This is a genomic window from Lacicoccus kunmingensis DSM 17847 (assembly GCF_059568765.1).
In genome coordinates, this window is sequence record NZ_JCANUC010000001.1 from 256,433 (window position 1) to 269,460 (window position 13,028).

The 13,028-nt window shown below is 44.1% G+C and carries 11 protein-coding genes; 8 read left to right on the forward strand and 3 right to left on the reverse strand.

From position 1 onward, the window contains the following. Positions 1 to 19 precede the first annotated feature (19 nt). Positions 20 to 1,381 (reverse strand): aspartate kinase, encoded by a 1,362-nt coding sequence (locus BO48_RS01275; protein WP_496365622.1) that lies wholly within the window; start codon positions 1,379 to 1,381, stop codon positions 20 to 22. Positions 1,382 to 1,528: 147 nt separating this feature from the next. Here BO48_RS01275 and BO48_RS01280 point away from each other — a divergent pair, with 147 nt between their 5' ends. Genes BO48_RS01280 through thrB form a run of 3 tightly spaced genes read left to right on the forward strand, consistent with a single transcriptional unit; the run spans position 1,529 to position 4,665 of the window. After that, on the forward strand, positions 1,529 to 2,731 hold the full coding sequence (locus tag BO48_RS01280) for a homoserine dehydrogenase (protein WP_496365623.1): 1,203 nt from the start codon (positions 1,529 to 1,531) through the stop codon (positions 2,729 to 2,731). Position 2,732: 1 nt separating this feature from the next. Continuing rightward, complete coding sequence (gene thrC, locus BO48_RS01285) at positions 2,733 to 3,809, forward strand: threonine synthase (RefSeq protein ID WP_496365624.1); 1,077 nt, start codon at positions 2,733 to 2,735, stop codon at positions 3,807 to 3,809. Further along, positions 3,796 to 4,665: a homoserine kinase gene (gene thrB / locus BO48_RS01290; RefSeq protein WP_496365625.1), complete on the forward strand. Its 870-nt coding sequence runs from the start codon at positions 3,796 to 3,798 to the stop codon at positions 4,663 to 4,665. The genes thrC and thrB overlap by 14 nt, the downstream gene beginning before the upstream one ends. Before the next feature lie 111 nt (positions 4,666 to 4,776). On the opposite strand, the gene BO48_RS01295 is transcribed toward thrB, so the two are convergent. Next, positions 4,777 to 5,409 (reverse strand): endonuclease III domain-containing protein, encoded by a 633-nt coding sequence (locus BO48_RS01295; RefSeq protein WP_496365626.1) that lies wholly within the window; start codon positions 5,407 to 5,409, stop codon positions 4,777 to 4,779. A gap of 141 nt (positions 5,410 to 5,550) precedes the next feature. On the opposite strand from BO48_RS01295, the gene BO48_RS01300 reads away from it, so the two are divergent. Next, entirely contained in the window at positions 5,551 to 6,315 is a 765-nt protein-coding gene (locus tag BO48_RS01300; RefSeq protein ID WP_496365627.1) for a 2OG-Fe dioxygenase family protein, read from the forward strand. Positions 6,316 to 6,394: 79 nt separating this feature from the next. Here the strand turns inward: BO48_RS01300 and BO48_RS01305 are convergent, their stop codons facing one another. Next, complete coding sequence (locus BO48_RS01305) at positions 6,395 to 7,396, reverse strand: LLM class flavin-dependent oxidoreductase (RefSeq protein ID WP_496365628.1); 1,002 nt, start codon at positions 7,394 to 7,396, stop codon at positions 6,395 to 6,397. Between the two features lie 149 nt (positions 7,397 to 7,545). Between BO48_RS01305 and BO48_RS01310 the strand changes: the two genes are divergently transcribed. Genes BO48_RS01310 through recD2 form a run of 4 tightly spaced genes read left to right on the forward strand, consistent with a single transcriptional unit; the run spans position 7,546 to position 12,898 of the window. Next, a complete protein-coding gene (locus BO48_RS01310) occupies positions 7,546 to 8,682 on the forward strand; it encodes a cysteine desulfurase family protein (RefSeq protein WP_496365629.1) in 1,137 nt (378 codons plus the stop codon). Positions 8,683 to 8,702: 20 nt separating this feature from the next. Further along, positions 8,703 to 9,809 carry a tRNA 2-thiouridine(34) synthase MnmA gene (gene mnmA / locus BO48_RS01315; RefSeq protein ID WP_496365630.1) on the forward strand — a complete coding sequence of 369 codons (1,107 nt, stop codon included), beginning with the start codon at positions 8,703 to 8,705 and terminating at the stop codon, positions 9,807 to 9,809. Continuing rightward, entirely contained in the window at positions 9,806 to 10,447 is a 642-nt protein-coding gene (locus tag BO48_RS01320) for a tetratricopeptide repeat protein (protein ID WP_496365631.1), read from the forward strand. Before mnmA ends, BO48_RS01320 begins: the two co-directional genes overlap by 4 nt. Positions 10,448 to 10,471: 24 nt before the next feature. After that, the gene (recD2, locus tag BO48_RS01325) at positions 10,472 to 12,898 is read left to right on the forward strand and encodes an SF1B family DNA helicase RecD2 (RefSeq protein WP_496365632.1); all 2,427 of its coding nucleotides are present in this window, start codon (positions 10,472 to 10,474) and stop codon (positions 12,896 to 12,898) included. The last annotated feature ends 130 nt before the right edge of the window (positions 12,899 to 13,028 follow it).

Sequence of the window (13,028 nt, forward strand, 5' to 3'; positions counted from 1 at the left end):
ATACCTCTTTTTATAATCTTTAATCTATATTTCTGAAATATTCTTTGTAGACGGAATTCAATGCTTTTTCATGGTCGCTCATTTTAACTGCAAAGACCATACTGGATTCTGAAGAGCCCTGGTTCATCATTCTGATGTTGACATCATTTTCAGTCAGTGCTTTTGTCGCCTTATTTGCAAGGCCGACCGTATACTCCATACCTTCACCAACGATGACGAGTAATGCAAGGTTTTCTTCGATTTCCACCCATTCTGGTTCCAACTGATCTTTGATATCTTCCATCAACTGGCTGATTTTAGTGTTGCCCTTGAGATTTTTACTGCGAACGATGATTGAAATGTTATCGATACCGGAAGGCATGTGCTCGACTGAAACCTGGTGGTTTTCAAAAATCTGCAGCAGTTTTCTTATATAACCGACCTGTCTGTTCATCAGATAGTCTTTAACTGAAATTGCTGTAAAGCCGACGTCACAGCTGATGCCGATGACCGGAATATCTTTTAACAGTTCACGCTCGGGAACAATCTTTGTCCCTTCGATATGCGGGGCATTGGTATTTTTAATCATGACTGGAATCTTCACTTCGTAAAGTGGTGCAAGTGCCTCGTCATGGAAAATGCCGAATCCTGAATAGGATAATTCACGCATTTCCCGGTAAGTCAGTTCTTCGATTGCATGCGGGTTGTCTATAAATCCTGGGTGCGCTGAAAAAATATGGCTCTGATCCGTATAGTTTTCATAAATTGTGGCTTGCATACCGCGGGCAATGATCGCACCGGAAATATCAGAACCGCCTCTTGGGAACGTCACAATATTATCTTTTTTCGACAGGCCGAAAAATCCTGGGATGACGACAACTTCTTCTTTGCCTCTTAATTTTGCGATATTGTCGTAGGATTCATCGAGCAGTTGTGCGTTGGATGATTCATCGGTAACAAAGATACCTGCATCTTTCGGAGAATAATATTCTGCCGGTGTGCCGACGGACGTTAAATACTGGGCAAGCATCTGGGCGTTAAAATCTTCACCGCAAGATTTCAGTGCATCGAGCAATCTGTCATTATCCGTAATGTTTTCGAGATATGAAAGAATGGTCTTTCTGAATTTATCGAGCAGATTGAAGTCGATTTCGAGACCTGTAATGATTTCCTCATACCGGCTCAGTATTGCATCGAGTGCTTCATTGTACGGTAACCCCGTTATTTTGTTTGCATGAAGCGCAATCAATAAGTCGGTCACTTTAATATCTTCTTCGAATCTCTTACCCGGTGCACTGACGACAACAGCACCGATATCATTGTCATTTTGAACGATTTTGGAAACTTTTTTGAGTTGTGTGGATGATGACAAGGAACTGCCACCGAATTTTGCTACTTTCACATGCAGACATCCTTTAACTGAAATTTAGACCTAATAATACATTAAAAATTAAGAATTGTGTAGACTAAATCATTATTTTCTTGAATTTTTCAACTTTTCACTCTAATATGGATAGTTATAAAGTATTTAAATGGAGGATTCTAGCTTATGAAAATTGCAGTCTTAGGAATGGGCACTGTGGGTAGCGGTGTCGTTAATGTATTGAATACTAACAAAAACAAAATTGAATCATTGCTTGGTGAGGAAGTGACCGTCACCCACGTACTTGCAAAAAATATTGACAAGGCACGTGATATTGATTTATCCGGCATTCAACTTACTGATAAAGTTGAAGATATTTATGAAGCGGATATTGATGCTGTCATAGAAGTGATGGGCGGTATTGACAATACCTATGAGATTATACTTCAATTTTTGAAAAATAGAATCCATGTTGTCACTGCAAACAAAGATTTACTTGCTGAAAGAATAGATGATCTCGTTGCAGTCGCAAACGAGAATGAAGTCCACCTGAATTATGAAGCGAGTGTCGCAGGCGGCGTACCGATCATTAAAACGATTGAAAAGTCACTGAATGCCAATCAGATTTCAGAAGTGATGGGTATTTTAAACGGTACAACCAACTATATACTCACTAAAATGACCGTCGATGGATGGACATACGATGATGCTCTGGAAGATGCAAAGGCAAAAGGGTATGCAGAAGCGGACCCGACAAATGATGTCGAAGGCATCGATGCTCTCAGAAAGATCGTTTTATTATCAAGGTTGTCATTTAATAAAAAAGTCGACATCAACGATGTACCGAGTCTCGGTATTTCAAAAGTCGAAAGTGAAGATATCCAGATTGCTAAAAACCTCGGCTATATCATGAAACTTGTCGGTATCGGCAAATTCAGTGATAGCCTGAGCGCAAGTGTCGAGCCGATTTTCTTCAAGGCGGATCACCAGCTTGCTTCTGTCAATTATGAAAAGAACGCGGTGTATGTCATCGGCAACGCAGTGGGCGAGACGATGTACTATGGTCCGGGTGCCGGGAGTCTTGAAACGGCAAGTGCGGTCGTTTCCGACCTGATCGATGTTTTATCGACACCTGTCAAAGGCAACTTCGCACCGACTGAAAAGGCAGTCATTCAAAACGAAGATGTGGAGTATCAATACTACCTGCGTGTCAATAATGATGAAGATGCCGTCAAGTCTGCTCTGAATGATGCAGACATCGGCCATGAATTAAATAATGAAAACAATAAAGTTGTTGTTATCACTGAAAAAGTGAATAAAAATCAATTGGATGAAGCGCTCGGCAGTTTGGAAGTCGCAGCCAAGTATCCTGTCATAGGAGATGAGTAGAATGGCGTACTGGAAAGGTTTGCTTGAAGAATTCAAAGAATATTTACCGGTGACTGAAGATACACCGGCATTATCATTGCAGGAAGGCAATACGCCATTAATCCCATTGAATTCAATCAGTGAGGAATATAACATCAATGCCTTTGCAAAATTTGAGGGCTTGAACCCGACAGGCTCATTTAAGGACCGCGGCATGGTGCTTGCAGTCGCAAAAGCGAAAGAGGAAGGTGCACATACTGTGATTTGTGCTTCTACCGGCAATACTTCCGCTTCTGCTGCTGCGTATGCGTCCAGACTCGGGCTGAATACGATTGTTGTTATACCGGAAGGCAAGGTCGCACTCGGTAAAATTGCACAGGCAATCGTCTATGGCGCGAAAATCGTCTCCATTCAGGGGAACTTTGACGATGCGCTTAAAATTGTCCGTAAAATTGCGGAAAACAATGAGGGCATCACTCTAGTGAACTCAGTGAATCCATACAGAATCGAATGCCAGAAAACTTCTGCATTTGAAATTGTCGATGCACTGGATGATGCGCCGGACTATCTCTTTATACCTGTCGGCAACGCAGGGAACATATCCGCATACTGGAAAGGCTTTAAGGAGTACAATGAGAAAAAAGGGTCAAAACTGCCTAAAATGTTCGGCTATGAGGCGGAGGGTTCTGCTGCGATCACTAAAGATAAAGTGATAGAAGCACCTGAAACAGTGGGGACAGCAATCAGAATCGGCAACCCGACAAGCTGGACACTGGCAACAGGTGCACGCGATGAATCCGGCGGTATCATCGATTCCGTAACGGATGATGAAATTTTAAGTGCTTACAGCATGATTGCCCGTAAAGAAGGCATTTTCGCAGAACCGGGCTCCAATGCGAGTATTGCAGGTCTGATGAAAGCTCTCTCAGAAGGTAAAGTGGAAGCGGGCAGCACAGTAGTGACAGTATTGACGGGTAATGGTCTTAAAGACCCGCAGACAGCGATGGACGAAGCGGCTGTCCAGCCTAAAGTACTGCCGAACGATGAAGCGGTCATCATTGAATATATCGAAAGTCTGAAAAACGATGAAACAGATTGATTTAAGAATCCCGGCTACAAGTGCCAACCTTGGGCTGGGATTTGATTCCATCGGTGTCGCAGTCACTAAGTTTTTAAAGATTAAAGCGTATGAGAATGCGGAATTCAAAGTTGATTTCCTGAATTCGGACTTGGATATCCTGCCGTCAGGCGAGGACAACCTTGTGATTTCAACCGCTAAGAGTATTGCCCGTAAGTATAATAAAGAGATGCCGCCCATCAGAGTAGAGATGGACAGTGAAATACCGCTCGCTCACGGGCTCGGCAGTTCATCGTCCGCAATTGTTGCAGGTATTGAGGTCGCCGCTTATTTTTGCGACCTCAATCTTTCCGACCATGATAAGATCATGCTCGGCTGTGATATAGAAGGCCACCCGGACAATATCGGGCCGTGTATTACCGGCGGGGTATTTGTCGGCTATTACAATCATGGTGAACTTTATTATCATGTACTGGATGATATTGATTTTTCTCTGATCGTTTCCGTGCCGAACTACATGATTAACACGAACGAGGCGAGAAGAGCACTGCCGGATTCATATTCCAGGCAGACAGCGGTCAACCAGAACGCGATTAACAACGTCATGCTCTTCTCCTTATTCAACAAAGAGTATGTGGATATGGGCAGACTGATGATGAAAGACCAGTTCCATGAAATCTACCGCAGACCTTTGATCAAGGAATTTGACGATATTAAAGAGAATGCGCTGAAGAACGACGCTTATGCTACTGTCATCAGCGGTGCAGGGCCGAGTGTCATGACGCTGTGTGCGAAAGAAGATGTGCAGGAGATTCTTGCAGAGTTGAATAAAATTGATAGTGTCGAACATGAAGAACTTGAAATTTATACAAAATAACAGGCTGGGTGCCTGTTATTTTTTGTTTATATGGATTGTAACGGTGTCATTCGAATAAGTATAAGATAAGTATCGACTTATCCGAAACACAAAAGGCGGCCACTGTCATTTTCAGCTGTCATACTCCAAGTCCTTATACAACTGAGGGTATTTCCTGCAGTCAGAATCACTCGGTGTACATATTTCACGGCCGAAGGAAATCATGGACTGATGGACCCGCCCCCAATATTCAGGTGGAATGATTTCAGTCACCCGGGCTTCAATCTGACGCGGGGTCGCATTCTCAGGAACAATCTGGTGATGCCTGCATACCCGGGCGACATGTGTATCCACGGCAAATGCATTCTCACCGAATGCGACACTCAACATAATATTTGCAGACTTCGGTCCAATACCGGACAGTGTCCGGAGTTCTTTCCTCGTCATCGGTACTTCGCCGCCAAAGTTGTCCAGCAGCTGCCTGCTGCTTTCAAAAATGTAGCGGGCTTTATTTTTATAAAGGCCGACTGAACGGATGTATGTCCCGATTTCTTCGGGTGAAGATTTGACGACTGTTTCTGGATTTGGATAGCGTTCAAAAAGGCGGTCCCTGATTTTTCGGATGGAGGCATCGGTGGCCTGGGCGCTTAAAATGACAACCATCAGCAGTTTGAATGGATCATCATACCGCATTTTCGGCACTGCGTCCGGATACAGTTTCATAATTTCATAAATGACGCGGCGGGCGGATTCATCTGTGAGCATATTTTTTCGCTCCTTCAACATTTTGAGTCCAATATAGCACAGCTGCGGTTACCGCGGTGTGTTTCGCCTCACATGTTCGGTTTATTTTCAATTTGTGATAAAATGATTCATTGACAATCAATTGTAAAGGAAAGATGAGACATGAGTCAGTTAAAAGATAAAGGTTATGCAATTTACGATTATATGGCGTCACTGAGTTATGACGGCATTGAAAAAGATTATGAGGAAATCCTCGATTATTTTGAAAATCTGCCGATCGATGACTATGCGCCGGAACTGAACCGCTACAGAAGGTATGCACGCGCACTTGTACTGCCGACTTCTGGCAATATTGAATGGCTGCCGGATGTGAAGCGGGGCGGGACGGAGTATGCCGCTTACTTCCAGGGCAAATTCAACCCCGAACATCCGGGATCCTACCGCGAATTCCATTCGATCGATTCTGATATTAGAGAAAATAAACTGCTGAAGAAAATCATCATGGCCAATTACCATGAAACGTTCTGGCAGGAAGAAGATAAAATCATGCCGATACACGTCGGTGTGCATTTTGTGAAATTGATGGTCGAACATGATGAAGATAAAGCAGTATCCTCCCCGGACTGTCTGCATCAGGACGGTGAACCGTTCACTTTCGCACATCTGATCGAGCGGAAGAATGTTAAAGGCGGAACGAATGCGATCGGCATTCCAGAAGTCAGAGGCAAGCAGCCGGACGAGATCGATGCGAGAGACTTGCATGAAGTTTTCGAAATTTCGAAACCGCTCGAATCCTACGGTGTGGAAGATTCATCAGTCAGCCACTATGTGGGCCCGGTGATGAAAGGTTCAGAAGATGGCCCAGCAGTGAGATCAGTCATTTTGATTGATTATCAGCTGACAGTTGTCGCTGATATGGATGAGTAAAATAAAAAGCTGCAGGCGACTGATTAAAGTCGCCTGCAGCTTTTTTAGGGTGGAAAAGTGTTTGAGGAACGTATCCTTCCTACTCCGCATTATATTCTTTAACCAGCTCTTCGAACAGGTCATATGACTGCTTCAGGTCATCCATGTCATAGATGTACGACACGGCCATAATTTCATCGACATTGAACTGGCTCTGGAATAGTCTCAGTTCTTCCATGGCTTTTTCCTTGCTGCCGGAAAATGCGATGGGGAACTGTGATTTGACAGCCTGTTCTTCCCTCGGCGACCATCTTTGTTCCATATCTTCAACCGGCTTTGGCAGCTGGCCGCGTGTATTTCTGATCAGGTTGAGGATGTTCTGATAGTGCGTCGTTTTAATAAATTCCGCTTCTTCGTTCGTATCTGCCATAATGACGTTCAGGCTCGCCATTTTGTACGGCTTATCCAGCTGATCGGATGGTTTGAAGTTGTCTACATATATTTTAAAGGCATTTTCCATCTGCGCGGGAGCGAAGTGTGCAGCAAATGCGTATGGCAGTCCGAGGTCTGCAGCGATATGCGCAGAATCCGTCGAAGACCCGAGCACATACAACGGCACTTCCGTCCCTTGTCCCGGATAGGCGACCACTTGTGTCGGCACGGCAGATAAATATCTTTTCAACTCTTCAATTTCACTTTTAAAGGAGAATACGCCGTCGTGGTTGCTTCTCCGGATGGCGTTCGCCGTTGCCATGTCCGTCCCCGGCGCACGGCCGAGTCCGAGGTCGAGGCGGTCGCCGTAAATGGCATGCATCGTGCCGAACTCTTCCGCCACAACGAGCGGTGCGTGGTTTGGCAGCATGACCCCGCCGCTTCCGACTCTGATGTTTTTTGTATGTTCCAAAATATGTTTGATTAATATTCTTGTAGCAGATGAAGCGATTGAAGTCATATTATGGTGTTCAGAAATCCAGTATCTCTGATAGCTTGAACCGTCTATGTGTTGTGCAAGGTCCACCATATCTTCAATAGCCTGTGTTGCATTGGTTCCTGCCCTGACTGGAACCAGATTGAGTGCTGAAATATTTAACTGTTTAGACATTCTTTCATCTCCTGTTTTTATTATCTAATTAAAAGTGTACAAATATATATCACTTTTAGCTAATAATTGATTTCAAACATTATAATTTTACATTGAAACATGTTAGAATATATTAGTTAATAATTTAATTGTTGATAAGGGTGAATAAAATGTCAGTTTATGTCGATTACGCAGCCACTACGCCGTTTGACAAGGAAATACTCGAGGAAGTTGTCAATAATGCAGAAAGTTTCGGAAATCCTTCGAGCATCCACCGTATAGGTAAAGATGCCAAGGCTGACTTGCAGAACTACCGCCGGAAGATGGCAGAGTGCATCAATGCGAAGCCGAATGAAATCATTTTGACCAGCGGTGCGACAGAAGCAAATAACCTTGCGATTAAAGGCATTGCCGAAGCACACGATAAACCGCATTTTATTACAACTGACATTGAACATGCTTCCGTAAGGACAACTTATCAGGATTTAAGTGAAGCGTACGACGTGACATTCCTGTCCGCGAAGGAGAATGGACAGATTGATGCCGAAGAGTTGAAAAGCAGCCTGAAAGATAATACAGTATTGGTCTCCATCATGATGGTCAATAATGAAACGGGCAGCATGCAGCCGCTATTTGAGATAGCAGAAGTGTTAAAAGCGCACAAGGCGCTGCTTCATGTGGATGCGGTGCAGGGTTTCGGCCACATGGATATCAATGTGGAAGATATTGGCGCGGACCTTCTGACGCTGAGCGGCCATAAGATATACGGGCCGAAGGGCATCGGGCTTCTTTATTTGAAAGAAGGTATAAAGCTGTCCGCACAGATTACCGGGGGCTCGCATGAGCTATCAAGACGCGCCGGCACGGAAAACATCATGTGGATACATGCGTTCAGCCTGGCCATGGAAAAAGCGAAAGTGCACCGTTCAGAAAGAACCATCAAAGAGATGCAGATGAAAGAACGATTTATAAACGGACTGATTGAGAGAAAGATTCCGTTTGAAGTGAACGGGGACGTCAATAACCAGACAAGCCATATCATAAATGTATACTTCGACTGGACCGAGGCAGAATTTCTGCTGACGGCACTCGATATGGCGGGCGTCTATGTATCTGCAGGTTCTGCGTGCAACGCGGGCACGGTGCAGCCATCCCATGTGATACGGTCGATGTACAATGATGAACAGCGAGCGCTTCAGTCCATCCGCTTCAGCTTTTCACACTTGATGGCAGAAGAAGATATTACAGAAATTGTTGAACAGTTAGAAATAATTTATAACAGACTAAATAAAACAGAAATGATATAAATCAGAAAGGAATGTATGATATGGATCCGTCAAAAACAACAGTTGTCGTTGGTATGAGTGGAGGTGTAGACTCCTCCGTCACGGCACAATTATTAAAGGAACAAGGTTACAATACGATCGGTATTTTTATGAAAAACTGGGATGATACAGACGAATTTGGAGTATGTACAGCAACGGAGGACTATGAAGATGTGAGACTGGTTGCTGAACAGATCGGCATCCCGTATTATTCGGTCAACTTTGAGAAGGAATATTACGACCGTGTATTCAGATACTTTTTGGAGGAATACGAAAAAGGACGCACACCGAACCCGGACGTCATGTGTAATAAAGAGATTAAATTCAAGGCGTTTTTAGACCATGCGATGAAACTCGGTGCAGACTATGTGGCAACGGGCCACTATGCAAGAGTCGACCACGATGGCGATTCCGTGACGATGTTGAGAGGTGTCGACAATAATAAAGACCAGACTTACTTTTTGAATCAGCTGTCGAAAGATCAGCTTTCAAGAGTGATGTTCCCGCTCGGCCATATGGAAAAGTCCGAAGTGAGAGAACTTGCACACAAGTATAACCTGGCAACGAAGGACAAAAAAGACTCCACAGGCATCTGCTTTATCGGAGAGCGTGATTTCAAAGAGTTCCTGAGCGGCTACCTGCCGGCAAATCCCGGCCGCATGATCAACCTGGATACGAATGAAGACATGGGACAGCATGACGGTCTGATGTACTACACAATCGGCCAGCGCCAGGGTCTCGGCATCGGCGGAGACGGCGGACCGTATTTCGTTGCAGGGAAAAACCTGGAAACGAACGAATTGTATGTCGTGTCACAGTATGAGAATGACTCATTGTACTCAACGAAACTGATTGCTTCAGACATCAATTTCATCAATGATCCGGGCGATTCATTCAGCTGTACTGCAAAGTTCAGATACCGTCAGGGCGATGTACCTGTCACTGTCAATAAAATCGATGAAAATAAATTGGAAGTCATGTTCGATGAGCCGGCACGTGCGGTGACTCCTGGCCAGGCTGTCGTTTTGTATGATGGAGACATCTGTCTCGGCGGCGCAACGATCGATACTGTCTACAATGAAGAAAAAGTATTGGAGTATCTCGGATGAGCCTGCCATACGAAGACGCATTGAAAAACGGCAGACAGGAAGAAGCACTTAAACAGATTTTTGACAGTATTGAAGAAGAACCGGAAGTAGAAGTGCATTATATAAACGGCGGCAATCTGCTGCACAGCCTCGGACGGGATGAAGAAGCGGAAAAATTTCTGCAAAAGGCGATTGATCTGAACTCGCAGAGTACGAGTGCTTTCTACAGTCTCGCCAACATTTATTATAATCATGAACGCTATGATGAAGCGATCAGACTGTATCTCATCGCCTACAGCAGAAATGAAAAAGATGCAGATCTTAACTTCATGCTGGCGATGAGCCATATCAATACCCAGCAGCCAAAAGCCGCACTTCAGTTTTTCGAAGTGGCACATCAGGAAAAGCCGGATGATATCGATGTCTGTTTTCAATACGGCCTCCTATGCTGCCAGCTCAGCCTGTTCGACCCGGCTGAGAAACTGCTCGACAAAGTGGTGGACAAGACCCCGCATGCTGATGCACAATATAATTTAGGGTTGTTAAAACTTGTACGTGATGATGATAAAGTACAGGCGGCTGAACATTTCCAGCAGGCGATTGATGTACAAAAAGATCATCATCTTGCACATCATGCATTAAAAAAGATTTCAGAGTAGTATATTTTCCCGGCGGTGAAGAGAATGGAACAGTCGTCAATTTATGATGAGAAATATATTATCGGTGAAGTCGAGCGTGTTATTTTTCAAAGCGAAAAAACACGCTTTTTTGTATTGAAAGTAATCATCGATGAAACCAATACACACTTCACCTTTGATACCATCGTCACTGGATATTTCCATGACATTACAGAAGGTGATACATACAGGTTCACAGGAGACATCAAATCACATCCGAGATTCGGCGAACAGTTCAATGCGACACAGTTCAAGCAGGAACTGCCGAAGACGAACCAGGGCGTCATACAGTATCTTTCCAGTGATACATTTAAAGGCATCGGCTTGAAAACAGCAGAAAAAATAGTAGATAAACTGGGGCCGAATGCACTCGAAATCATCTCTGATGATAAAAATGCACTTAAAAAAGTGGGGGGCTTGTCCAAAGCCAAAATTGATATGATTCACCACACTATCCTTGAAAATAAAAAGACGGAAGAAATTATCATCCGTCTGAACGAGCTCGGATTTGGTGCCAGAATGAGTGCGAAAATCTTAAGGTATTATGGGGATCACACGTTAAACATACTTGAAAGCTCACCATACCGAATGGTTGCGGATATAGACGGCATCGGTTTCAATACCGCCGATAAAATAGCACTTGCACAGGGCATCGAACCATCGGATATCGGCAGACTGAAAGCGGGGCTGCTGTATATCGTGGAAGACATGACACTATCCACCGGGCACACGTTCATAGGCAAAGACATGCTAGGCACCGAAGTGAAGAAACTTCTGATGTTCAACAACCGGGATCAATTCAATGATGAGGAGATCGATGGTGTAATCAGGGAACTTCATGAAGATGAGAAATTGGTCATGTTCGATGAAAAAATCTACCTGCCGACCATCTTTTATGCCGAGCATAAATCGGCGGATGAAATTTATCGTATCATCAAGCATTCTGATGAAGATAAATTCACCGATAAAGAAGTCATCAAGCAAATAAAAGCCATTGAAAAAGCCGAACATATCGAATATAACTCGGAACAGATGAAAGCGATAGATCTTTCAATGAATGAGAAGATATCCATCATCACCGGGGGACCGGGGACGGGTAAGACGACGATAGTGAAAGGCATAATCGGCTGTTATCATGAGCTGAATGAACTGGAGGACATTGAGGAATATGAAGAAGGGGAATACCCGATTAAACTTGTCGCGCCGACAGGCCGTGCGGCAAAAAGGCTCAATGATTCGACCGGGGTCGAAGCCTCAACGATACACAGGCTCATCGGCTGGGGCCAGGATACGGAAAAAGATGACTTCATCGACGCAGAACTGAATGCGAAACTGATCATCATCGATGAAATGTCCATGGTGGACACGTGGCTGTTCTATCAGCTGCTCCGCAATGTGCCGAGTGATACAAAACTGGTATTTGTCGGTGACAGAGATCAGCTGCCCTCAGTCGGGCCGGGTAAAATATTCAACGACCTGATCGAGTCGGACGTCATGAAAGTGACAGAGCTGACGAAAATCTACAGGCAGGGTGAAGGGTCTTCAATCATCAAACTTGCCCATGAAATAAAAGAAGAGAAACAAATAGATATTCAGGAGAAATTTAAAGACCGGGTGTTTATTCATGCAAATATCAGCCAGATTTCCGGACTGGTGGATAATATTGTTACTAAGGCTGTAGCCAAAGGTTACGACATGCGTGACATCCAGGTGCTCGCCCCGATATACCGGGGTAACGCGGGTATCAATAAACTGAATCAAGTGCTTCAGGAAATCCTGAATCCGCTCGATCAAGACAAAAGAGAAATACAATTCGGGGATATCGTTTTCCGTACCGGTGATAAGGTGTTGCAGCTGATCAACAGGCGTGAGGATAATATATTCAACGGCGACTCCGGCATCATTGATGAGATCATCCTAAAAGCAGATGATGACAGCACCGATAAAGATATTATCGTAGTGGATTATGACGGGAAGCATATCTCTTATGAACGGAGAGACTTAAGTGAGCTGGCACATGCATACTGTACAAGTATCCATAAAGCGCAGGGCAGTGAATATCCGATTGTCATCATGCCGCTTGTAAAGAGCTACCGTCATATGCTGATAAAAAATATCATTTATACTGGGATTACAAGAGCGAAGGAATCCTTGATCTTATGCGGTGATGAAAATGCCTTTTACGATGCATTGAGCAACGAGGGCATTACCAGAAATACGACGATGATCCAGTCGCTGCATGACAAGTTCAATATTGCAAGAAAGAAGAAAGAAGCGAGTCAATCAGGATCCAAAACAAAAACCGATGCGTCTGGAACAAAAGATGGCGGCACACCGGATGAAGATGCTGCCCCGGAGTATTTGACAGAAGATAATCTTTTCAGAATCCCGGCGATGATCAATGTGGAAAAAACGCCGTATGATTTCATTTGACAGCAGTGGGATAAAATTTTATAATCAGTAACAATCAGACCTAAAGTGATTGAATGTATATATCATGTTTGACAGAGACATTGTGGCAGGTGAAAACAATGACAGGTATATATATGTGCTGCACTTTATT

Bases quoted from the DNA above. Each gene is read 5' to 3' on its own strand.
- BO48_RS01305 (WP_496365628.1), bottom strand. From the start codon at position 7,396: ATGTCTAAACAGTTAAATATTTCAGCACTCAATCTGGTTCCAGTCAGG.
- thrC (WP_496365624.1), top strand. From the start codon at position 2,733: ATGGCGTACTGGAAAGGTTTGCTTGAAGAATTCAAAGAATATTTACCG.
- BO48_RS01310 (WP_496365629.1), top strand. From the start codon at position 7,546: ATGTCAGTTTATGTCGATTACGCAGCCACTACGCCGTTTGACAAGGAA.
- recD2 (WP_496365632.1), top strand. From the start codon at position 10,472: ATGGAACAGTCGTCAATTTATGATGAGAAATATATTATCGGTGAAGTC.
- BO48_RS01280 (WP_496365623.1), top strand. From the start codon at position 1,529: ATGAAAATTGCAGTCTTAGGAATGGGCACTGTGGGTAGCGGTGTCGTT.
- BO48_RS01300 (WP_496365627.1), top strand. From the start codon at position 5,551: ATGAGTCAGTTAAAAGATAAAGGTTATGCAATTTACGATTATATGGCG.
- BO48_RS01320 (WP_496365631.1), top strand. From the start codon at position 9,806: ATGAGCCTGCCATACGAAGACGCATTGAAAAACGGCAGACAGGAAGAA.
- BO48_RS01295 (WP_496365626.1), bottom strand. From the start codon at position 5,409: ATGCTCACAGATGAATCCGCCCGCCGCGTCATTTATGAAATTATGAAA.
- thrB (WP_496365625.1), top strand. From the start codon at position 3,796: ATGAAACAGATTGATTTAAGAATCCCGGCTACAAGTGCCAACCTTGGG.
- mnmA (WP_496365630.1), top strand. From the start codon at position 8,703: ATGGATCCGTCAAAAACAACAGTTGTCGTTGGTATGAGTGGAGGTGTA.